Below are 24,047 nucleotides of genomic sequence, written 5' to 3' on the forward strand. Positions count from 1 at the left end.
TTTTTTATAAAAATAAGGTCATAAAGTCTAATCAATTTGTACTATATTAACCTTAAGTTAGCATATGTTATCTGGTTTTGGGGTGAAATAGTATTATCATAAAATAATCTTCTATTTTTAGTAAAATTTCAACAAAATACATGGAACCAATACAACTTATTTCAGATCATTTCATTGAAGAAAAATGCAATTTTAAAGAACTTATAGAAAGACTTCGTGCTGGGTTTTCGACTTCGGCTATCCAAGTGCCTATGCGTCATCATCATGATTATCCTAATCCTGCAGAAGAGAAAGATTCAACATTACTGCTAATGCCGGCGTTTCAAGCGGGTAGAGATTTAGGAGTAAAAATAGTAACTGTGAGTCCCAATAATGGTAAATACGATTTGCCTTCAATACAAGGAACTTATATTTATCTCGACGGGCATAAAGGAAATATAAAAGCAATTCTGGATGCAAAATCGTTAACAGGAAAACGTACCGCAGCGACATCTGCATTGGCTAGCAGTTATCTTTCTCGAAAAGAGTCTTCGTCTATGCTGATGATTGGTACAGGAGCTTTAGCTATAAATTTGATTCAAGCGCATGCAAGCGTCAGACCAATTAAAGAAGTTTATGTTTGGGGAAGAACTATAGAAAAAGCACAATTGGTTTGTGATGCACTCAAAAATTCTTCGTTTACCTGCAAGCCGGTTTCAACTGTAGAAGAAGTTATTTCTCAAGTTGATATTATTTCGGCTGCGACTTTATCGCCTGTTCCACTTGTTTTTGGAAAATGGCTGAAAGCAGGACAGCATTTAGATCTTGTTGGTGCTTATAAAAAAGATATGCGTGAAGCAGATGATGAAGCCGTTTTAAAATCAAGTTTATTTCTTGATACTTATCAAGGCGGACTTAAGGAAAGCGGTGATATTTTGATTCCGCTGACAAGTGGAATTATCACAAAAGAAACGATCAAAGCAGATTTGTTTGAACTGTGCAGCAATACAAAAACAGGTAGAACATCTGATACTGAAATCACCTATTTTAAATCCGTTGGACATGCTTTAGAGGATCTTGTTGCAGCTGGATATTTTTATGAAGAGTATAATTTAAAAACACAAAAAAATGTCTAAAACATATCAAAATATTTGTAATAATATTGATTATAAAGCAGAGGCAGATGTACTGCAGATAAAAACAATTGATATGCATACAGGCGGTGAACCTTTGCGCGTAATTGTTTCTGGTTTTCCAAAATTGAAAGGAAATACGGTTTTAGAATACCGACGAGATATAAAAGAAAACTACGATTATTTAAGAACAGCATTGATGTTTGAGCCTCGTGGTCATGCTGATATGTACGGTTGTATTTTGCTTCCGCCAAATGATGATGATGCCGATTTTGGGATTCTTTTCATGCATAATGAAGGTTACAGCAGTATGTGCGGTCATGCGGTTATTGCGATAAGCACTTTGGCTGCAAAAATGAATTGGATAACAATAAAAGAAGGGGAGAATGAATTGAAAATTGATGCTCCTTGCGGTCGAATTTTTTCGTTTGTAACCATTTTAAATGGCGAAGTAACAGGAGTGAGGTTTCATTGCGTACCTAGTTTTGTTGTAGGTTTAGATCGTATTGTAAACGTTCAGGGAGTGGGAGATGTTGTTTATGATTTGGCTTATGGCGGTGCTTTTTATGCTTATGTTGATTTGAGGAAAAATACGCATTTGAATTTCGGTTTAACCGAAGAAAATTACCGTACTATTATTCAAAACGGTGTTGATATAAAACATGCCGTAATGGATCAGGATAAAGAAATTCAGCATCCGTTTGAGGAGGATTTGAGTTTTTTATACGGCACTATTTTTATTGATGAACCGCTTGATATTTCTAATCACAGCCGAAACGTTTGTGTTTTTGCTGATGGAGAAGTTGATCGTTCCCCAACAGGTTCAGGTGTTTCTGGAAGAATTGCGATTGAAAAAGCGAGAAATGCTATAAATTTGAATGAATTTATTACGATAGAAAGCATAACAGGAAGTACTTTTACAGGATCTCTTGTTAGAGAAGAAAAATTTGGACCTTTTAAAGCTGTAATTCCGCAAGTAGAAGGAACTGCTTTTGTAACCGGAGTAAATACGTTTTTAATAGATCCAAAAGATCCTATGAAAAATGGTTTTATACTTAGATAGTTAAAAAGTGTAGTGTATTTACTAGAAACTATTTAACACATAGAAACATAGGTTTGTTTTATTGGGTAAAAGATTAAAATAAATGACACATCATTTACACATAGAGGTTCTATGTGCATTCATGCAAAGTGAAACGCCTTTTAACGCGACAAAAAGCTATGTTTCTATGTGTTGAAAGTAATCGCGCCCAACGGGTTTAGATAATGTAATTAATCAATTTAAAAAAAATATATAAAATGACAATTGGTATAGGAGGCTCAACTGCTGCTGCGGAGTTAGAGAAAATAGAAAATATGACATTGGATGTAAAGCCAATTCAACCAGAAGAATATTTAGCTCGTTTAAAAAAGGCTGTCGCTGTTATGAAAGACAGCAATGTAAAAGTGCTTTATGTTAACGCAGGAACAAACCTTTATTATTTTACGGGAACCAAATGGAATCCGTCAGAAAGAATGGTGGGCGCTTTATTGTATGACGATGGAACGCTGGATTATATTGTTCCAAAGTTTGAAGAAGGTACTTTTAAAAAATACATGCAATTAAACGGGAAAATTAATTGCTGGGAAGAGCACGAATCTCCTTACGCTTTGATGGGAGAATTATTGAAAAGTAAAAATATTGTAAGCGGAAATGTTGCAATAGACGAATCGGCTCCTTATTTTTTGGTTGATGGTGTTGTAAAAACAAATCAGTCATATACTATTATCAATGCACTTGCTATAACATCGGCCTGTCGTATGCAAAAATCGGCTAATGAAATTGCAATTATTCAAAGAGCAAAAGATATTACAATGGTTGTACAGCGTGCAGCGGCAAAAATATTACGACCTGGAATTACAGCTGCGGAGGTTACTAAATTTATAAATGAAGCGCACATAAAAGCAGGTGCTGTTGCTGGTTCTTATTTTTGTATTGTTTTATTTGCTGATGATACACAATATCCGCATGGTGTTTCTGTGCCTCAGGATTTAAAAGAAAATGGAGCAGTTATTATTGATACTGGTTGTAAGCTGGAAGGATATATCTCAGATATTACAAGATCGTATTCGTACGGAACTCCGTCTGAAGAATATAAAACGATTTGGAATTTAGAAAGAGCAACGCAGCATGCTGCTTTCGAAGCTGCTCAAATAGGAGCATCATGCGGATCTGTTGATGATGCAGCTAGAAAGGTATTGGCAGAAGCGGGCTTAGGCCCAGATTATAATTTACCGGGATTACCGCATAGAGTAGGGCACGGAACAGGTTTGGATATTCATGAATATCCCTATTTAGTAAGAGGCAGTAAAATTGAACTTCTTGAAGGAATGGTGGTTAGCAACGAACCAATGATTTGTATTCCTGGAAAATTCGGAATTCGTCACGAAGACCATTTCTATATGACAGAAAATGGACCAAAATGGTTTACAAATCCAATGGAAAGTGTTGAAAATCCGTTTGGATATTAAGCACAAGAAACACACATTAATTCGTGAAAATTAGTGTTTAAATTATATTGTTTTGCATGAAGTCTTTATGATTAATGGTATAAAATGAAAAACCGCTGAAAGAGATTCTTTCAGCGGTTTTGTTTTTTAGAATTTTATTGTAATTATTTTTTAGGATTACTTAACGATTAGTTTTTTTCTCTGAGTGAAATTACCATCAGTAAGTACTACGTGGTAAATGCCAGTTGGTAGATTTTTTAAAGTGTAACTCGATGTATTGCGAACAGTATCTATTACAGCACCAACATTATTGTAAATCGTAATTACAGCAGTTGCAATATTTATATTTTCAAAATTGAAATTTACAACATCAGTTGCTGGATTCGGGAACATTGAGAATGATTTTTTACCCATTAAAAGATTATTTCCTTCAGCTCCAGAAAGTGGCAGATTGATGTCAAGGTAATTACTCCAAGCGCTCGTTCCTGATGCATTTGCGGCTCTTACTCTGAATCGGTAAGCTGTTTCAGTTCCTTGTTTCGGAATCCATAAATAGTATGTAGTTGATGTTCCTGTAGTTGTCCATCCAGTTGCAGCTTTGTATAACTGTACTTCATAGCTGGTTGCAGTCGCAACTTCTGTCCAAGAAGCATAGAATCCAGATGAATAAACTCCTGAATTTCCAATATTTGTTGGAGTATTTAAAGTAACCGGATTAGGGTTTGAAGCTCCAAAAGTTACCGTGTAATCTTCAACTTCTCCATCGCCAATATTATCGCATGGTGTTGCAGGATTTCCGTTGTATTTCATTACAATACGCATTCTCGTTGTTCCAGTTCCATCTGCAACTGTAAAATTACCAGTAACTGTACCTGTTGACGAAAGTCCGTTGATTACTTTTTCAGAAGGTTCAAAAGTGTTGTTCTTGTTGTAATCAATCCAAATTCCCCAAGATTCTGAATAGTTAGAACCTGAAAAACCTGGAGTTAAACTTACGGCAACACTAGTATTAGGTGTTAATGTTATATTTTTAGAAGTATAATTTCCGTAACCCGAAGCATCTGCACCAGATGTAGTAGTGAAACTTCCAATTGTAACATCTTTGATATATTCGTATGAGTTGCTTCCTTGTGCTGTGCAATAAGCAGATGCAGCTTCAATAACAGCAGTTGCTACATTCGAATAATCTGAAGAAACAGTATTAGCATTCGCCTTAACTCTGTATGTATACGTGTTTCCAGCAGTTAATCCAGTGTTAGTGTACGTAACCACATTTGCTCCTAAGGTTGCAATACTGCTGTAAACACCATCCGCAGAAGCTCTTTCTACAGTATATCCTGTCTCGTTAGTGGCATTATCCGCCCAAGTTAAAACAGCTTGAAGGCTGGTTGAATTTGCTGCTGCAACTAAATTTGTTGGAGCCGCAACAGTTATTCCGCCTGTTGCTCCAGCAATAATAGCTTGATTAGGCTGTGTATTATAAGCAAATTCTGAAATCGTATAACCATCTCCGTTTGCAGTTACTTTTACCTTAAACCACCCGTAGCAAGTTCTGCCTCTTCTGCTGTATTCAAAACCTACATAAGCCGTTTGATTGTCCCAAGCAGTGTAAGATGCGGTACGTAAATCTAATTGATTAGGATATGCGCCTGGAGCCGTAAAGTTACTTGTTGCGCCTATTGATGTTCCTGCAGCAATTTTAGTTATGTTTCGTGTTCCAGTTTCAGTAACAAGTCGTTTGCCATACGTTTCAATTTTTAAAGCATTAGCAGCATATTGCCACGCGCCATACTCCGTATTGTCTCCAATTCCTAAATCAAAATATTGCCATACTGCTGCTGGTGAAGCAACATAATCTGGATTGTTCACATAATAGATTCCATAAGGAGATTCGAATTTTAAATTTATTGTTTTTGCAGCATTGTCAAGTGTTGCAATTCCACCTGTAATTGCAGCATCTTTAAACGTTACAATTACTGCAGCATCATTAGCTGGTAAATGTGAACTTGCTTTTCCTGTAAAAGTAAGAGCCGCTTTTGAGTTACTCTGCAAGGTTAAAACCGCTGTTAAACCTGCTGGCACGCCAGTAATAGTGTAGTCCGTATTTGCAGTAAAAGTACCAGAGCTTTTTGTAAAAGTTCCATTATTTGTAGACAATGAAATTACGGCATTTGTGGTAACACCTCCATCATTAGCATCTGCTTCATATAAAGTATCAGTAGAAAGAACAACAGCTGTTTTTGGAGTCATTCCAGTATAAATCGTAGCTCCCGGCTGTGTATTATAAGCATATTCAGTAATGCTGAAACCATCGCCATTTGCGTCAACCGTAACTTTAAACCAGCCATAACAAGTTAAACCATCAATAAGATAGTCGAAACCAACATATCCAGTTTTTCCGTCCCAATTGGTATACGATGCTGTGCGTAAATCTAATTGATTAGGATAGGCACCCGGAGCTGTAAAATTACTTGAAGCGCTTATAGGAGAATTAGCAGGAAGGAGTGTAATGTTTCTCGTTCCAGCTTCGCACACTAATTTTTTGGCGTAAGTTTCAATTTTTAAAGCATTTGCAGTATATCTCCATGAGCCAAAAGCGGGATCATCGCCTTTGTTTATTTTAAACGCTTTCCAAGTTTGAGCTGCAGATGCTGTTGCGTCTGGCATATCGACAAAGAAAATACCATATGGATCTACAAACTTAAAGTCGTAATTTAAGCTGGTACAAGTTAAATCTGCAGTTCCGCCTGTGAAAGCCGCAGGTAAAAATGTAATCGCCCCTTTTGCATTGTTGACAGTTTGATGATTTGCAGCATTTCCCGTTAAAGTTACCGTTAATTGTGAGTTTGAATTAACAGTGATTACAGGTGTAATTCCTGCTGGAAAAGTGTGAGAAAAATGAGTTCCAGAAGTCATTGTTCCCGATGAAAGAGCAAATGTTTTTCCTGAAAGCGTTACAATTGATGCGGTATCAAAAGAACCATTATTAGAGACAGCTTCTTTAAACGAACTCGTGTTTACCGTTAATAAACCTCCGGTCGAGTTTACTCCGGTTGCAATAAGATTGGCTGCTTGCCAAAGTGATTTTCTTGCTGGATGTTCTAAGGCAGCAACCATACGGTCAATTTGTCCTTGAGTGTACATTTTGTAACAGCCTTGAGCACCGTTGTAGCCCATGTAGTTTTCATTGTTAACTCGGTCTCCGTTGCAGTTTGTACCTTGAGTACAAGCTAAAGTATGTTTTCCGTCTTCAAGAGGAGTATCGTCTACCTCATCAGTACCTGTACAGCCTCCTTCAAAAGTATGAATTAGGTTCAAGAAATGCCCGAATTCATGAGTAAGTGTAGCCGAAAATTCTGTGCTGTAGGAGTTGTCATAAAGATAAGCTCCATTAAAAACAACTCTCGCCGTATTACTCGCAGTCATTCCAGAATCAGGATACCACGCAACGCCTGAATTATTTAAAGCTCCATCTGCGTATAAATCGTTTTGAATGTAAACGTTCATGTATTTTGTATTGTCCCAAGCATCAGCTGCGATTTGATCGTCGTAACCGCCGCCGTTACCAAAACCATTTTTAGCAGGATGAAATACAACTCCCGAAGTACAGCCGCCGTTTGGATCGATTTTAGCAAGTTTAAATTCGATTTTCAAAGTGCCTCTTCTGGCTTGAAAAAAAGGATCAACCGTTTGATAGTCGGCATTACGGCCGTTAAAATCATCATTAAGATGTTGTAAATGGTTTACTATTTTTTGATAAGTAACTGTTTTTCCGCTTTGAACATCGCCGTAAATGTGAAATACTACAGGGATGACATAAGAGGTTTCGGCCATTTTACCAGTTTTTGATTTTCTGGCCGCACTAAAGTTTTTACTAAAAGCATCAAAGTCTTGTTTTTCTTTTAGTGCATGAGGATTTGATTTGTAGATTTTTTCGTTCTCCTCGCTCGTCCGACAGGGAAGACCTTGAGCGCTCATTTTAAGCATCATAAGTAATGACGCGAATAAAAATAATTTTGTTTTCATAAATGTAGGTATTTGTTTAGTTGAACCAAAGATATTTTTATATGAAAAGACATACTTATACTATTTTATTCGGTTATGATATGAAATTATCTTAAAATTAACTTTAAAAATGTGTTATGTGTTTTTATTCAGTTAATTACGTGTGCTATTGTTTTCTTTTAATGTTTATGCAGGAAACCAAATGTTTCAGTTTATTCCAAAGAAAAAGCAGGCGTTTTTAAGGCGCCTGCTTCAATTCAATGAGATATTAAATTGCTTACTAATTCAAATTAAAACTTATCCCAGAATAATTTTGTTGTCATTTTATCACCGCCAATTGCTGTTGCGGCTGCATTGTAGTTAGCCGTATTTAAAGTAGCGTCAAATAAAGAATAAATGTTTCTTACTGGTACTTTTCCTTCTGCTTCAGTAACTGCTGTTATTGGTGCAACTAAAATAGGGAAGTCTAATCTTCTGTATTCCGTCCAAGCTTCAAATCCGCGGTTGTAGTATGCAATCCAAAGCTGATACGCTATTTTTTGTTTATCAGTTCCAAAAGCTGTAGCATAAGCAACATCTGTTCTGGCTAGGTAAGTATTGGTATCAGCAGTTGAAACTCCCCAGTAATCCATACTTGAACGAATTCCTTTCTCGTAATATTCTGCAGCTGTCGCGCCTACACTAAAACCTCTGCTGGCAGCATCTGCAAGTAAAAAACAAGTTTCAGTATAATCAAAGATTACTCCCGGATTTGTTCTTTCTTTTATTCGTACACCTACATTCGAAAAGTTTTTGTAACTAACTTGTTGTGCATAAGGCGCGCCTTTATAGGCTCCGGCAATTTTTGAAGCTGGATTAAAAAAGATGTCTCTTCTAGGATCAGATTTTCCGTTTAATTCGTTTACAAAAAATTCTGTCGGCATGATTTGGCTTTCGTTTACCAAACTGTTGTATAATGGATTTTGGTCAACGATAGTTTTGTAATATTGAAATAAAGCATTTTCGGCATTATTTCCAATTACGCCCGAGCTGTATGCAGCTTCTACCATTGCTTTAGCTTTGGCGGCATCAACATCGGCTAAGTGCATTCCTAGTTTTAGTTTAACACTATTGGCTAGTTTTTTCCATTGTGACACTTTTCCTTTGTAAATAAGATCAGCTGATCCGAAACTGTCATAACTGCTATCCATATCTGCAATAGCAGCATCTAAACGAGCAGCTAAATCTAAATAAACCGTTTTTGCATCGTCGTATTTTGGATTTGGATATTTTTCTATATCTAAAGCTTCTGAATATACAATGTTTCCAAAAAGATCAACTAGTGTTTGATAAGCCATTATAATTTGAACTTCCAAAATAGCAATTCTATTTTTTTTAACTGCTGCCTCAACAGGACCTAAAGCTTGCTCTTCGGTTATTTTCTTTTTTGCAATTACGAAATCCTGCAGTACATCTCTATAAAGTATTACAGAATGCGAGTTGCCTAGGTTTCTTTTGGCTTGATTGTAATTTACTTCGTCTGTATAAGTCGATGTAGTCCAATGCTGGGCATATCCTCTAAAATTATTATCATTAACAGAAGCATTAGTCAAGAAATAAGAATAATTTACTTGAGAACTTGTCATTAAACTTCCTGGTAAGGCTGAGGTGTATGCTTTTGTATTCTCGTTTAATCTATCGATATCTTCACAAGAAACGGCAGAACTTAGCAATATTCCTGCAAGGAGTATGGTTGTTATTTTTTTCATTTTGTTTGTTTTTAGAATTGAACTTTGATATTAAAGTTGTACTCTTTTGTTGTTGGTAATACTCCAGTTTGGAAACCTTGCATATTTCCAGATGATGTTCCAGCTTCTGGATCAGCATATGGAAGATTTTTGTGGATAATCCATAAATTGCTTCCATTTACTGCAAAAACAAGACTGTTGATGAAAGTATGTGTCAGGTATTTTGAAGGGAATTTATAACTTAAACCTACTTCGCGTAATTTTACATAAGAAGCGTCGTAAACATAAGCTTCCTGCGGCATAGAGTTGTAAGTGTTATAATCTGCAGGAACAACTGTTGTGTTAGGTGTGCCATCTGCTTTTACTCCTGGAAGAATAATTCCACCGCCATCAGCAATTGCATTTCTTATAGGGTTTCCTAAGTGATTGTTTCCAACGGTACTTTGGTAAATACCTGTAGTGTGCCCATATTGTTGATCCAGCGACCATACGCTTCCGCCTTTTTTCATGTCTATTAAAAAGTTGAATGCGAAATCTTTGTAACGGAAAACGTTGTTGATACCACCAGTCCAGTCAGGATTTACGTCACCAATTGTTGCTCCGGCTACTACTTCATATAGGCCGTTTGCTTTTACAACTCTTTCACCATCTAAGTATTTAAATCCTCTTCCAATAAATTGACCAATTGGTTTTCCAACCTCAGCAATGTATCCTACACCTTGAAACGAACTTATCGAAAGTCTCTCGGCACCATTTAGATCAATAACTTTGTTTCTGTTAGATGCCCAGTTGATTCTTGCTTCCCATGAAAAGTTTTTGGTTTGAAACGGAATCACATTCAACGAAAGTTCATAACCTTTGTTTTCAACATTACCACCATTAATCCATTGTCTGCTGTAACCCGTTTGCACCGGTACTTCGATAGATAAAATTTGGTTTGTAGTATTGGTTTTGTAGTATGAAAAATCTAAACCAATTCTGTTTTTTAAGAATTTAAGCTCAACACCAGCCTCAACACCTTTTGTAAGCTCACTTTTTAAGTTAGAATTACTTTTGTTGTTTTCATTTGAAAAACGAATTCCATCAGGACCAAAATTGCTGTTTTTTGCAAACGTTGATTGAATAACGGCAAACTCAGCGTCGTTACCAGTTTCTGCATAGTTTAAGCGAAGTTTTCCAAAAGATAACCAGTCTGCATTAAGATGTTTGCTGAAAATGTAAGTTCCAGTAATAGATGGATAAGTATAAGTATTGTTTTTCTTAGGAAGTGTAGAAGATTGATCTACTCTGTATGAACCCTCAACAAAAAAAGTTTCATCAAAATTGAAAGTGGCATTTGCATAAACACTATTTGTACCTATTGTTTCGTAAAACTCGTCAGGATAGTTAATAGGAGCAATCGTGTTGCTTAACATGTATTTACCAGGAACAATTAAGCCTCCATTGGTTCTGGCATAAGTATTACTATTTACTGAACGTCTTGTATTTCCTCCTAATAATCCGTAAAATTTAATTGTTTCTGTAATATCAGTTTTAAAGTTTAAGATTAAATCTAAATTGATTTCACGGAATGTTTTGTCATATCTAGAATACTGTCCTAACATATTTGCTGTTCTTTTAGAACCAACCGCAATGCGCTCTTCTTGCAATTGAGTGTAGTAATCAACAGATCCTTTACCTACAATGTTTAACCAGCTTGCTACATCTGTGCTTAATGCAAAATTACCAAAGAAACGATCTCTGTTTAAAGAGTTGTAATTGTTGTAACGCTGAAAGTATGGGTTGTCATGAAACTGAACACTTAAGTCCGTTGGTCCGCCAACACTCCAAGTAGTGTTTCTTTTTGTTAAATTGTAAGCATCTTCTAAATCCTGAAAATCAGCACTCATATTGTACCATTGTCTTACACTGCTCAGGTAGTTGTTTCCACCGTCTCCGTAACCCGTTTCGTTCATTCCCTTAGCGTATGCTTTCAAGTAATTTGCCGAAGCAGAAATTTTTGTTCTTGAACTAAGTTTGTAAGTTGACGAAAAGTTAAAGTTGTCTTTTTTGTTACTGCTGTTTGGAAGAATTCCTTGTGTTTGGTTATAGTTTGTATATCCAAATCTAAAATCTCCATTTTCATTTGATGCCGAAACAGCGATGTTGTTCGTATAGGTAAGACTCTTTTGGTAAAAACTGTTTGGATTCTTTTTTACAGGTGTCCAAGGCTTTGCAATACCGTACGTAGGCAATTCTGGGTAAAAAGAGTTCCAGTTGTAAACCAATAAATTTGGATCGTATTTTGGTCCCCAAGATGCATCATCTGTTGCTGCATAAGGGTGTGTACCACTGCCTAAATCTACAGTTCCGTAAAAATCACCATATCCGCTGCCGTATTGATTTTGGTATTCCGGTAATGTTTTTTTGTCTACAGATCCAACATTTACTCCACTTGTAAAAGTAATTCCTAGTCCGCCTTTAGATTTGCTTCCTTTTTTTAATGTAACGAGGATAACACCATTTGCAGCTCTAGAACCATACAAAGCAGAAGCCGCAGCACCTTTTAAAACGTTCATAGATTCAATGTCGTCAGGGTTTATATCTGATGCCGCATTTCCGTAATCGTATCCACCAGTATTTCCACCAATTTTTTGTTCGATTGAATTTGTGTTGTCGTTATTTAAAGGAATTCCGTCTACAACCCATAAAGCTTGGTTGTTTCCTGTAAGAGAAGACGATCCACGAATAATAACATTTGTTGATCCGCCAATGTTGTTGTTTCTTCTAATGTCAACACCAGCCACTTTTCCCGAAATAGAGTTGGCAACGTTTCCACTGTTAACTCTTGTCAAATCTTCGCCTTTTACTTCTTGTGTAGCATAACCAAGAGATTTTTTCTCTCTTTTAACACCTAAGGCTGTCACTACAATTTCTTGAAGCGCTGTTGAACCTCCAGACATTTTAAGATTTATCTTATTTGTAGATGCTGGAACTTCCTGAGATTTCAGTCCTATATAGCTAAATGTTAAAACTTGGTTTGCAGATGCGCTGATGGAAAAAGCGCCGTCAAAGTCTGTTTGTGTTCCTGTTTTGGTTCCTTTGATGGATACACTTACGCCTGGTAAAGGCAGTCCTGCGTCATCGGTAACAACTCCTGTCACTATTCTTTCCTGGGCAAAGATTAGCTGCGTTGCAAATACAAAAAAGAGTATCGCAATCTTTCTAAAATAAAGGTTAATTCTCATATTATGATTTTATGATTAGTAAGTGCAAATATTTTGCATTTATGGTTTTTTTTATGCCAATATATTATCATAAAATCAGATTATATTATCGTGTTTTGAGTATTGTTTATTTTGGTATTTTGCGCTTGTAAGTATTTATTTGCTTAAAGATGTTGTTGTTTTATATGTTTTAAAACTTGAAGACATTTGGTCAAGATAATCTAGATATTAAAAAAGTATAAAAACTTCATTTTCAGAATAAAAAAAACAGTTACAAAATTGCTCTTGTAACTGTTTTTTTATGATGATAAATTTAAAGCCCAACGGGACATGTGATTAAGTTAGGCTTTTAGAAAATAAAATTAATTTCGCAAAGGATTAAATTTTAGGCACAATATTGTCATTTCGACGAAGGAGAAATCTCCGTAAGAAACTCTACAAAGATTGGCCTTACGTTGCGGAGTTACTCGCGAAGATTTCTCATTCGTCGAAATGATAAAGCTTTGCGATTTTGTTCCTTAACTTAATGATATTGACCTCTGGGACTTAAAAATAAGCTATTTGCGCTGCATCAAATTTTCTATATCTGCGATTTCGATAGGCAATGCTTCCGAAAGATTTATGTTTCCATCTTCTGTAAGCAGGTAATCATTTTCTAATCGACAGCCGATTCCTTCTTCTCTAATATAAATTCCGGGTTCGCAGGTAAACACCATTCCTTTTTCTAAAACGCGGGAATACAATCCAACATCATGAACATCAAGACCTAAATGATGAGCCGTTCCGTGCATGAAATATTTCTTATAAGCAGGATAATCAGGATTTTGATTGGCAATATCGTCAGCAGTAATTAGTTTTAGTTTAATCAGCTCTTGTTCTATTAAAGCTGCCATTTGTTTTTCGTAATCGCTATGACGAATACCGGGCTTTAGCAGTTTTGAACCTTCTTTTAAACAATGCAAAACAGAGGAATATACTTCGCGCTGGCGAGGTGAAAAAACACCATTTACGGGAACACATCGCGTAGTATCTGAATTGTAGTTGGCATAACAAACACCAAAATCTACCAAAATCATATCATTTTCTTTGCAAACGGCATCATTAGTATTGTAATGCAAAGCGCAGGCATTTTTTCCAGAAGCAATAATAGGTCGAAAAGCATGACGAGAAGCACCATTTTTAATTACTTCGTAAATCAGTTCTGCCTCTAGTTCAAACTCTTTAATGTTTGGTTTAACTGCTTTTAAAAGACGTTCAAAACCTTTCACGCTGATTTCAGAAGCTTTTTCTATAAGAGCAACTTCTTCATTTGATTTTATAGGGCGTAATTCACGTGTAATTTTGGCCGCTCTGTAGTATTGATGTAATGGATATTTTTCTTTGCACCACTGAATCATTCGATCCTGACGAGTCGTCATTTCGGCGGTTACTCTTTTGATGTGTTCATTATGACCTAAATAAAAAGCATCGGCTTCAAAAGCAAAAAGTTGTAAAGTCTTTTCGAATTCATGAACCCATTTTATGTTTTTTATACCCGAAATTGCTGCGGCTTCTTCTTTGGTCAAAAAATCGCCATCCCAAAGTTTTGTGTGCTCGTTTACCTCTTTTATAAATAAAATAGTTCGATTTTCTTCTTTGTGCGCATCTGGACAAATAACCAAAATAGTTTCGTCCTGATCAATTCCCGACAGGTAAAATAAATCATTGTTTTGTGCAAATCCCATTACGTCATCTGCATTGTTAGGCATTACATCATTAGAAACCAAAACCGTAATGGTGTTTGGGTTCATTTTTTCAGAAAAACGTTTTCTGTTTTCGATGAATAAAGAAGGTGATATCGATTCGTATCTCATAAAATTACAATTGAAACATTTCTGTATTGACAGATGTGGTTTTTTCCGAAATAATCTCCGAAACCAGCTTTCCTGTTGCCGGTGCTAAACTTAATCCCATCATCGCGTGTCCTGTTGCCAAAGTTAAGTTTTTTATTTTTTTGTCTCGAGTAATTATCGGCATTCCTGATGGCGTGCAAGGTCTAAAACCAAACCAAGTTTCTTTTTCTTCCGGCATTTCGATTTTTAAATCAGGGTAAAAATCATTGATGCTGTTGACAATTCCCTGCACTCTGTTTTTGTTTATTTGAGTGTCATTTGTATGGGTTATTTCCATAGTACCGCCAAAACGAATATCGTTGTTCATAGGTGTAACAGCTACTTTTCCTTCGCATAAAATGGCAGGAATTGATGGTTTTTGTTTGGTATCTTGTAAAGTAAAACTATATCCTTTTCCGGGTAAAATTGAAATAGAGCGATGTAGTTTTTTTGCAATTTCTGGACTCCATGATCCTGTTGCTAAAACGACTTCATCTGTTTTAAAAGGTCCTATATCAGTAATTATTTCTGTAACAGAATTGTTTTTTATAACGAAATCTTCGACCAAAGTTCTATTGTAAATTTTTACATTTAATTTGTCTAATTCACCTTTTAGAAACCGCATGAATTTTTGCGGATAAAGATGTGCGTCACTTTTATAATGCACCCCGCCAATTACGTCTGTTCGAGTTCCTTTCTCAAGTTTTGTTACTTCATCTTTTGATAAAAAATCGACTTCTAATCCAAAGGAAGCGGCCAGTTCTCCTTCATGGATAATTTCCTCGCCTGTTCTTTCTGTTTTATAAAGCATTAAAAGACCTTTTTTCTCGTAAAAAAAGGAATCATTTTCTTTAGTAAAATCCTCGTACAATTCTTTGCTGAATAGTGATAAATTGCAAAGTGCCGGCATTGCTTTTTCGACATGCTGTTTATTGGCATGTTTATAAAATTGAAGTCCCCATTTTGCTAGATCACTGCTCAATCTTGGTTTTACATAAAACGGACTTTGGCTGTCAAACATCCATTTTATTCCCTGTGCGATCATTCCGGGCTGTGCCAATGGAATAATGTGCGAAGGAACAATCATTCCGGCATTGCCATACGAACAGCCGTCAGTCATGTCTGATTTGTCAAAAACAACTACTTCATAACCTTCTTTAGCGAGATAGTATGCAGAACACAGTCCTATTATTCCGCCGCCAATAATACTTACTTTTTTCATTAAAATTATGCATTTTAAAAAGCATTGGTAAGCGTAATTATGTGCTAAAACCAATGATTTTACTTGATATTAAATTAAATTGATCTGCTGGCTGTAATTTTCTTCAACGCATAGAAACATAGGCTTTTTTTGTATAATAAAAGAATATAAAAGAGAAATACATTTCTCTCACTAAGCTTACTTTGTGTATTTAAAATAAGTGAAACGCCTTTTTTGGGGATTAAGCATCTATGTTTCTATGTGTTAAATAATAGTATTAATAGGCAGAAAAAATTAGATTACTTGAAATCCAAATGCGTAAGGATCATCTTCTTCATCAATAATTATATTGTTGTAACCATATACTTTTGCCCATCCTTGAATACTTGGTACAATGGCTTTAATATCTCCAATAGAAGTTTCTTCTTCAACTCTTCCTATAAATTTACTGCCAATAAAACTTTCGTGAATAAAATCTTCGCCTTTTTTCAGTTTACCTTTCGCATGAAGCTGCGCCAATCTGGCTGAGGTTCCTGTTCCGCAAGGTGATCGATCGATTGCTTTGTCTCCATAGAAAACTGCATTTCGTCCAGATGATGAAGAATCTAACGGATCTCCTGTCCAAAGCATATGACTTACATCTCTAATAGTGCTGTTTTCTGGGTGAATAAACTTGTCAGGATATTTCTCGTTGATGCGTTTGCGAACTTCCTGACTGTATTGTACAATTTTTGCTGCCGTAAAATCTTGTATTCCCGAAAAATTAGTCTGCGGATCTACAATGGCATAATAATTTCCGCCATAAGCAACATCAAAAGTTATTTCGCCAAGTTCAGGACAATCAATAGTAAGTCCTTCGGCAGCGAGATATGATTTTACATTGGTTAAACGTACCCAATCTACTTTTTTTCCTGTTTGCTGATATTCAATTTGAACTAAACCAGCGGGCGCTTCCATTTTTATTTTACCTGGAATTTTTGGAGTAACTAATCCTTCTTCAACAGCAATTGTAATTGTTCCGATAGTTCCGTGGCCGCACATAGGCAAGCAGCCGGAAGTTTCGATAAACAAAATACCAAAATCATTATCAGGATTACTTGGCGGATAAAGTATACTGCCGCTCATCATATCATGACCTCGGGGTTCAAACATCAGTCCTTTGCGAATCCAGTCGTATTCTTTTAAAAAGTGCTGGCGTTTTTCGCTCATATTGTTGCCAATTAAATTTGGACCGCCGCCGGCAACCACTCTCACTGGATTACCACAGGTGTGTGCATCGACACAAAAAAAAGTTTTTCTTGGCATAAATTAAATAGGTTTGTTTGTTATTAAGTCATTAACAGTTCTATTGATATTTAATGGGTTTTTATTTTGAAGTGCTTCCGGAAGTAATTCATCCGGCCAATTTTGATAGCTAAAAGGACGTACCCATCTTTTTACAGCATGAATTCCTACAGCGGTAAATCTAGAATCTGACGATGCAGGGTAAGGACCTCCGTGCAGCATTGAAGCACATACTTCAACACCAGTTGGAACTCCGTTAAAAATTAAACGACCAACTCTGTTTTGTAAAGCACTTATAACAGTGTCGTAATTTGAAATTTCGGCAGATTCTGCAATTATAGTTCCAGTCAGCTGTCCGTCTAATTTATTAATAATTGCAGTAAGTTCTTCTAGATTTTCGCATTGAACAATAATAGAAAACGGACCAAAAACTTCATGACTTAATACTGTATTTTTTAAGAATGTTTTGCCGTCTACACTCAATACGGTTTGCTGTGCATAATTAGGTGCAGTTTCTTCCTTATATTCAGCAACAGTTGTAACTCCGTTTTGAGATCTGATTTTTTCTCTGCCTTTATTAAAATCAGCTTTAATCGACGGATGCAGCATACAAGAAGGCGCTATTTTTTCGATTTCGTCTGCTAATTCTTTTGAAAACTGATCTAAATTTTCTCCTTTTATTCCTAAAAGCAACCCTGGATTGGTACAAAATTGTCCCGTTCCCAGTGTGATTGAACCAGCATAAACGGCTGCCCATTTTTTACTGTTTTTTTCTAATGCTTCTGGTAAAATAACAACAGGATTAATGCTTCCCATTTCGGCAAAAACAGGTATTGGTTCTGGGCGTTGTGAAGCCAGATCAAATAAAGCGCGTCCTCCGTTTATACTTCCTGTAAATCCAACAGCTTTTACAAGCGGATGTTTTACTAAACTTGTACCAAGTGTTGTACCGCTGCCAATTAAATTAGAAAAAACACCTTCGGGCATTTGGTGTTTTTTAGCCGCTTTTATAACAGCAGAGGCAACCATTTCGCCGGTTGCAATATGCATCGAATGGCTTTTTACAATTACAGGACATCCTGCAGCTAAAGCTGATGCTGTATCACCTCCTGCGGTAGAAAATGCAAAAGGAAAATTACTAGATCCAAAAACAACAACTGGACCTAACGGAACCAGCATTTTGCGTAAATCTTCTTTCGGGAGCGGCGATCGATCTGGAATTGCAGTATCTATAGTCGCTTCAAGCCAGCTTCCTTCTAAAAGCATATTAGCAAAAGAACGTAATTGAAAAATAGTACGTCCTCTTTCAGATTCTGCTCTGCCTTTTAAAAAACCTGATTCGGTGCAGTATATTTCTAATAAAGCGTCGCCCAATTCCAGAATTTCGTCTGCAATTGAATTTAAAAAAGCAGCTTTTTTTGCCGCTGGATAATTTTTATAAATTTTAAAAGCATCATCAGCCAAAGCAACCGCCTGTTCGATTTCTTCAGGAGAAGCTTCTGTAAATGTCCAGGGATTTTCGATATTCCACTGCGGGTTTATGGTTTTATATGTTTTGGTTCCGCTCGCCAAAAGCTGGCTTCCCACATAATTTTTTCCTGTAATCATTTTTTTATATGTTAAGATTAAAGTTAAATCCAGATTTGTTAAAAATTACAGTGTTTTTGTGTGCTGGTTATTAATGTAATAACCAGCTCAAAAACAAACAAACTAAATCAACCAAATTAAACTTTTTGAGAAAAAAGATTAATTTTCTGTTTAATACAAGCTTATAATACTATAGACTTGTAATCTGGAAGTGTAGGTCTTGTGCGAAGGCTTTCGTTGATAATAGCCAACACTCTTTCTCTTTCAGCTCCGTGAAGCGGTAATCTTGGTGCACGAACATGTTCTGTTCCTAAACCTGTGGCAACTTCAGCCAGTTTTATATTTTGTACTAAAAGCGGATTAATATCTAATTCTAAAAGAGGTAAAAACCATCTGTAAATAGCCAAAGCTTCTTCGGCTCTTCCTGCTTTTGCCAGTTTGAAAATCGCTACAGTTTCTGCAGGGAAAGCATCCACTAAACCAGAAACCCATCCGTCAGACCCCATGAAGATACTTTCTAGTGCCAGCGTATCAACTCCTGATAAGATTTTTAATCTTCCGTTAAAACGGTTTATAATTCTAGTTACATTCGAGATGTCTCTTGTAGATTCTTTTACGGCTTGAATGTTGTCGAATTTTAAAATTTCTTCAAACATATCTAATGTTACTTCTATTTTATAATCTATAGGATTGTTATAAATCATGATAGGAAGTGAAGTGCTTTTTGCAATTTCAGAGAAATAAGTTACGGTTTCGTGACTTGCAGCATTATAACGCATAGGAGGAAGTAGCATTAAACCTTTTGCTCCATTTTTTTCTGCTTCATTAGCAGCAAGAATCGCGGCACGAGTAGTTTGCTCGGCTATATTCATAATTACCGGAACTTGCCCGTTAACGATATTGATTGTTTCTTGAATTAATTCTTTTTTTTCATCTTGTAATAAAGTGCTTGCCTCGCCAAGTGTACCTCCTAAAATTATTCCAGAAACACCTGCTTCGAGTTGAGCTTTAACATTTACTCCAAACATATTGAAGTCTAATTTGTCATCGGCAGTAAATTTTGTGGTTACTGCTGGCATAACGCCTTTCCATTGAATACTCATAATTACGATTTTAATTTTTTCAAAAATATTTATAAGTAGTAAATATGTGCTTAGGGAAGTTATCATAAAAAGATACTATATTATCCGGTTTAGTATTAATTTTTAAAATTATTACTTAATATGTGTACATTTTTTTATATTTATCACATGTAATTAAATTGATTATGAAAGTATTTCCATTTAAAATTCCAAAAACTAAAGAAGATTCGCTGATTTATCAAGAGGATATTGAGTTTGTTTTCTATGATAAATTGCATCAGCACGAAGAAATACAAATCAGCTACATTGAAAATGGCGAAGGAACCATTTTTGTAGGTGATACTATTTCACCCTATCAAAAAGGCGATGTGGTAGTTATAGGCAGTAATTTGCCTCACGTATTTAGAAGTGATGCCAATACAGAAGAGTTATCTGTGATGTTAACATTGTTTTTTACCGCCAACTCTTTTGGGAAGGATTTCTTTTCATTGCCCGCATTAAAAGAGATTCAACCGTTTTGGGAAGGCTGTAAAAATGGCTTTGTGGTTAATAATCCATCTAATAAAGTTATTAAATCCTTTAAAAAGATTAAATCGGTTAATGAATTTGATCGGTTTATGCTTTTTTTAGAAATAACAAAAAAGCTTTCGCAGGATAAAAAAACGCCGCTTTCGAGTTATATATATGATAAGAAAATCACGGACAATGAAGGCAAGAGAATGCAGACGGTTTTTGAATATGTAATGACTAATTTTCAAAAGAATATTACGCTCGACGAAATTGCTGCTTTATCGAATATGACCAAAAATGCGTTTTGTAAATATTTTAAAGTGCGGACAAATAAAACCTTTTTTCAGTTTTTGATCGAAATAAGAATTGAAAGAGCAGGGAAGCTGTTGTCGAAATCGCATGAGCTTTCGGTTCTGGAAGTTTCAGAATTGTGCGGCTTTAATAATATTTCGAATTTCAATAGAAAGTTTAAAGAAATCAAAGGAGTCTCTCCTTTAGTTTATCGGAAATCTCAAAGATTGAAGTGGAAACAAAAGGTATAAACGTTGGCTGTAATTTTCAAAAAAAATGTTTAAAACACATAGGAACATAGGTTTTATAGCTGGAAAAAGATGCGTAAAGAAATACATTTCTTTCGCATAAGGCAATATTATTAGGTGAAGAGATTTTAGATTGAAGATTAACGATTGCTGATTTCTATGTTACTTAATAATAAAACCGTTGATTCTATGTCATTTTGTAATTCTGAAATCAAAAATCGTTAGTCAAAAATCTTAAATCATTTTTAAATCATTCTTTAACTTAATAACATCGCACATAGGCATGCTTTGTGTATTTAAAACAAGTGAAAGGCCTTTAATGACAAAGAAATCTATGTTTCTATGTGTTAAAAACACATCAATGCGGGAATAAAACAATTGATCATATAAATGAAAAAAGCTCCTTAAACATAGTTGTTTAGGGAGCTTTTGAGTTTTGCGCGTTTTTATTATTGAGGCTGCTGCTGTGTTACACAGTGAATCATTCCTCCGTTTTTGTATAAATTTCGAACATCAATACCTACAACAGTTCTTCCTGGAAATAAGCCGGCAATAATGTTATTGGCAACAGCATCGTTTGGATCGTTATAGTTTGGAACTAATACTTTTCCGTTGGCAACATAAAAGTTTATGTAACAGCCTTTGTATCCTAGATTGGTGCCATTTGTAGTCACAACATCATTTTTTGATAATGGCAGAAATACTTTAGTGTAGGCTTGATTATTTTTGTTAGAAGCACTGTACAATACGTCTATGTCGTTTTGTGTTAAACCCCAGTTCAATAAATCATCATTATTCATGGTTACCATTTTATTACCTGGAACAAATTTAGCAATACCGTCAATATGCATATCTGTTACATCTTCTTTGCTGAATCCGCCTTCTAACCAGATGAATTTTGTTGCACCGTAATATTTTGTAAAATTAGCTTCGGCTTGAGCCTGCGTCATACCAGCATTTCGAGTTGATCTGTTCTTTTGGCTCAGGATAGAACTTTTTGTAGCCATCATTACACCATTGCCGTCTAATTCTACAGATCCGCCTTCGTTTACCATTGGTACATTTACCGCTTTTATACCAATTTCACCAGCGATAAATGATGGGACTTTATCACATTTTTTATAACCAAATTTTTCTCCCCAGCCATTAAATCCCCAATCTTGAAGCACTAATTGACCAGATTGGTCTTTTGCAAAAATAGGTCCGTTGTCTCTCACCCAAACGTCATTTGTTTGGTGTATTTTAAAATTTACGTTAGTTAATGGCACGCCGGCATTTGTCAGCAGAGTTTCAATTCTTGATTGTTCTGCAGCGTCATAAGCTATAATATGAACTTTTTCTGTTGATTGAAGGGCTTTTGTCATTGCCACCCATGTTGCATCTAAACTGTTTCTGTATGTTACACCATATTCATACTGATGCGGCCATTGCAGCCACGTGCCTTCGTGCGGTGCAGATTCTTCTGGCATTGTATAAAGAACATTAGTAACTGGTAAAGTGGGATCAGGATTTTGTGTTGATCCTTCTATTTCATTGCTGTCGCAAGCTGAAATTAAAATGGCAAAAGTCATTGATAAAATTGCTTTGTTGTACATTTTGATGTTTTAAATTATTGAATAAATGCGTTCAGGGTTCTAAAAATTACTCGACAAAGAGAATAATTTTTAAAACCCTGATAATTTTTTTTCTCCCAAATGAACTAGTTTGGGTACAGAAAGTTTATTTAACGCTTAATTTACCCAATTTTCTTACCTAATTTGGCAAGAAGTTCCTGTTTGTTTAATTTGCTGATGGGTATTTTATGAGTTCCAATAATGGCTAAATTTCCATCAATCAGCTCCACTTTACTTAAGTTGACAATAAAAGAGCGATGACAGCGGTAAAAAAGCTGTTTTGAAAGTTCTTCTTCCATCGCCGTAAGAGCAATTAAAGTAGTATATGTTTTTTTCTCGGTTACTATTTTTACATATTTATGAAGCCCTTCAATAAACAATATGTGGCTCAAAAGAATTTTGATATGCTGATGACTGGATTTTATAACTATCGATTGATCTATAACAGAGGCTTCAGCGTCATCTTTGCTTTCGTTTTCTAATTTTAATAATTCAAGTGCTTTGGCTGCAGCCTTATAGAAACGTTCAAAAGTTATGGGTTTTAGTAAATAATCTATAATGTTTAATTCGTAACCATCTAAAGCAAATTCAGAGTAAGCTGTTGTAAAAATTACTTTTGGCGGATTTTGAAGCGATTTCAAGAAATCGATTCCAGACAAATGCTGCATTTGAATGTCTAGAAACAGTAAATCGACTTTATTTGTTTTTAAATAATTGCCGGCCTCAAGTGCCGACGAGCATTCATACACAATTTCGAGCTCAGGAATATGCATTAAATGAGTGCGTATTAAAGTACGAGCTAAAGTTTCATCATCGACGATGGCGCATTTATATATTGTCTTTGTTTCCATAAAAACTTAAACTTACTTTAAAGATTGAATCGATGTCTTCGGCACTTAATTGGTAATTGTCTCCAAACAGATTTTTGAGCTGCGATTCTATATTTTTCAATCCAATACCTTGATTTTTTGATTTAGGCTGAAAAGAATTAACAACACTAAACTCAATTTTATTGTGGACAGCGGTAAGAATTATGTCGACAAAACCATTTTGATTTTCAATAATATCTCCATGTTTAAAAGCATTTTCTATTAGGGTGAGAAGCAATAAAGGAGGAACCTGCGGAACAGAGTTGTCGTTAGAAATGGTAAAGCTAATATTTTTCATTCCTGCAATTTCTCGGTATTCCTGAATTTGAAGGTATTTGTGAATTATTTCTATTTCTGACAGCAGAGATACGCTTTTCTTGTCGCCTTCATACAGAAAATAACGAAGTATATCAGCTAAACAAGCAAGCATTTTAGGAGCATTGTCACTTTTTATCAATGTTAGTGCATAAATGTTGTTAAGTGCATTAAAAAGAAAATGCGGACTGATTTGTGATTTTAACAGCATCATTTCAGTTTGCAGTTTTTCATTTTCTGCCTGCAGGCGAAGTTGTTTTTCTGTAAAATATTTATTGAAAAACCAAACAATATAAGAGATGAAAAGATAAAGGGAATGGTTTAGAAGGAATGAAATAAATGATTTTAGCAAATCATCGTCATACAAAACAACATTCAATCCAGTGCTGTAATAGATTAAAAAGCTAAGACTTAACAGCAGAATTAAAGCTGAGACATAAGCTGTTTTTCCTTTTTTGTTCAAAACAAAAGGCAGCAGAATGAATAGGTTAATGTAAAATTCAGAGCAAAAAGCAGCAACTTCAAATGAAGTATAAAGAATACTCTCTTTTAGATTGTAAAATGAAGCTATGTAATCAAATACATACAATGAGATAAACAACCAAAAAAGCAGATGGTAGTAAATTTTATTCATTT

15 protein-coding genes are annotated in these 24,047 nt (G+C 35.5%); 4 read left to right on the forward strand and 11 right to left on the reverse strand.

What is annotated here, in order from left to right; translation table 11 throughout:
- Nucleotides 1–140: 140 nt before the first annotated feature.
- The 3 genes from BOW57_RS16645 to BOW57_RS16655 all read left to right on the forward strand — a co-directional run bounded on the left by BOW57_RS16645 (nucleotide 141) and on the right by BOW57_RS16655 (nucleotide 3,623).
- Nucleotides 141–1,115 carry an ornithine cyclodeaminase family protein gene (locus BOW57_RS16645; RefSeq protein WP_129055868.1) on the forward strand — a complete coding sequence of 325 codons (975 nt, stop codon included), beginning with the start codon at nucleotides 141–143 and terminating at the stop codon, nucleotides 1,113–1,115.
- Nucleotides 1,108–2,175 (forward strand): proline racemase family protein, encoded by a 1,068-nt coding sequence (locus BOW57_RS16650; protein WP_129055870.1) that lies wholly within the window; start codon nucleotides 1,108–1,110, stop codon nucleotides 2,173–2,175. The genes BOW57_RS16645 and BOW57_RS16650 overlap by 8 nt, the downstream gene beginning before the upstream one ends.
- Nucleotides 2,176–2,411: 236 nt before the next feature.
- Entirely contained in the window at nucleotides 2,412–3,623 is a 1,212-nt protein-coding gene (locus BOW57_RS16655) for a Xaa-Pro peptidase family protein (protein WP_129055872.1), read from the forward strand.
- Nucleotides 3,624–3,779: 156 nt separating this feature from the next.
- Here the strand turns inward: BOW57_RS16655 and BOW57_RS16660 are convergent, their stop codons facing one another.
- From BOW57_RS16660 to BOW57_RS16695, 8 genes are all read right to left on the reverse strand, one after another.
- On the reverse strand, nucleotides 3,780–7,628 hold the full coding sequence (locus BOW57_RS16660) for a M43 family zinc metalloprotease (protein ID WP_129055874.1): 3,849 nt from the start codon (nucleotides 7,626–7,628) through the stop codon (nucleotides 3,780–3,782).
- 269 nt (nucleotides 7,629–7,897) lie between these two features.
- A complete protein-coding gene (locus BOW57_RS16665; protein ID WP_129055876.1) occupies nucleotides 7,898–9,355 on the reverse strand; it encodes a SusD/RagB family nutrient-binding outer membrane lipoprotein in 1,458 nt (485 codons plus the stop codon).
- Between the two features lie 11 nt (nucleotides 9,356–9,366).
- On the reverse strand, nucleotides 9,367–12,561 hold the full coding sequence (locus BOW57_RS16670; protein WP_129055878.1) for a SusC/RagA family TonB-linked outer membrane protein: 3,195 nt from the start codon (nucleotides 12,559–12,561) through the stop codon (nucleotides 9,367–9,369).
- A gap of 536 nt (nucleotides 12,562–13,097) precedes the next feature.
- A complete protein-coding gene (locus tag BOW57_RS16675; protein ID WP_129055880.1) occupies nucleotides 13,098–14,393 on the reverse strand; it encodes an aminopeptidase P family protein in 1,296 nt (431 codons plus the stop codon).
- Between the two features lie 4 nt (nucleotides 14,394–14,397).
- Nucleotides 14,398–15,633, reverse strand: a complete 1,236-nt coding sequence (locus BOW57_RS16680; protein WP_129055882.1) for an FAD-binding oxidoreductase — start codon at nucleotides 15,631–15,633, stop codon at nucleotides 14,398–14,400.
- A gap of 273 nt (nucleotides 15,634–15,906) precedes the next feature.
- The gene (locus BOW57_RS16685; RefSeq protein WP_129055884.1) at nucleotides 15,907–16,917 is read right to left on the reverse strand and encodes a 4-hydroxyproline epimerase; all 1,011 of its coding nucleotides are present in this window, start codon (nucleotides 16,915–16,917) and stop codon (nucleotides 15,907–15,909) included.
- Between the two features lie 3 nt (nucleotides 16,918–16,920).
- Nucleotides 16,921–18,504 (reverse strand): aldehyde dehydrogenase (NADP(+)), encoded by a 1,584-nt coding sequence (locus BOW57_RS16690; RefSeq protein ID WP_129055886.1) that lies wholly within the window; start codon nucleotides 18,502–18,504, stop codon nucleotides 16,921–16,923.
- A 161-nt stretch (nucleotides 18,505–18,665) separates the two neighbouring features.
- Nucleotides 18,666–19,586 carry a dihydrodipicolinate synthase family protein gene (locus tag BOW57_RS16695; RefSeq protein ID WP_129055888.1) on the reverse strand — a complete coding sequence of 307 codons (921 nt, stop codon included), beginning with the start codon at nucleotides 19,584–19,586 and terminating at the stop codon, nucleotides 18,666–18,668.
- A gap of 164 nt (nucleotides 19,587–19,750) precedes the next feature.
- On the opposite strand from BOW57_RS16695, the gene BOW57_RS16700 reads away from it, so the two are divergent.
- The gene (locus BOW57_RS16700) at nucleotides 19,751–20,617 is read left to right on the forward strand and encodes an AraC family transcriptional regulator (RefSeq protein ID WP_089053945.1); all 867 of its coding nucleotides are present in this window, start codon (nucleotides 19,751–19,753) and stop codon (nucleotides 20,615–20,617) included.
- A gap of 446 nt (nucleotides 20,618–21,063) precedes the next feature.
- Here the strand turns inward: BOW57_RS16700 and BOW57_RS16705 are convergent, their stop codons facing one another.
- From BOW57_RS16705 to BOW57_RS16715, 3 genes are all read right to left on the reverse strand, one after another.
- Nucleotides 21,064–22,209, reverse strand: a complete 1,146-nt coding sequence (locus tag BOW57_RS16705) for an agmatine/peptidylarginine deiminase (protein WP_241687464.1) — start codon at nucleotides 22,207–22,209, stop codon at nucleotides 21,064–21,066.
- Between the two features lie 140 nt (nucleotides 22,210–22,349).
- Entirely contained in the window at nucleotides 22,350–23,078 is a 729-nt protein-coding gene (locus BOW57_RS16710) for a LytTR family DNA-binding domain-containing protein (protein ID WP_129055890.1), read from the reverse strand.
- Nucleotides 23,056–24,045, reverse strand: a complete 990-nt coding sequence (locus BOW57_RS16715) for a sensor histidine kinase (protein ID WP_164973732.1) — start codon at nucleotides 24,043–24,045, stop codon at nucleotides 23,056–23,058. Before BOW57_RS16715 ends, BOW57_RS16710 begins: the two co-directional genes overlap by 23 nt.
- Nucleotides 24,046–24,047: the final 2 nt, after the last annotated feature.

It is taken from the genome of Flavobacterium sp. YO64 (genome assembly GCF_004119505.1).
Taxonomy (GTDB): domain Bacteria; phylum Bacteroidota; class Bacteroidia; order Flavobacteriales; family Flavobacteriaceae; genus Flavobacterium; species Flavobacterium oncorhynchi.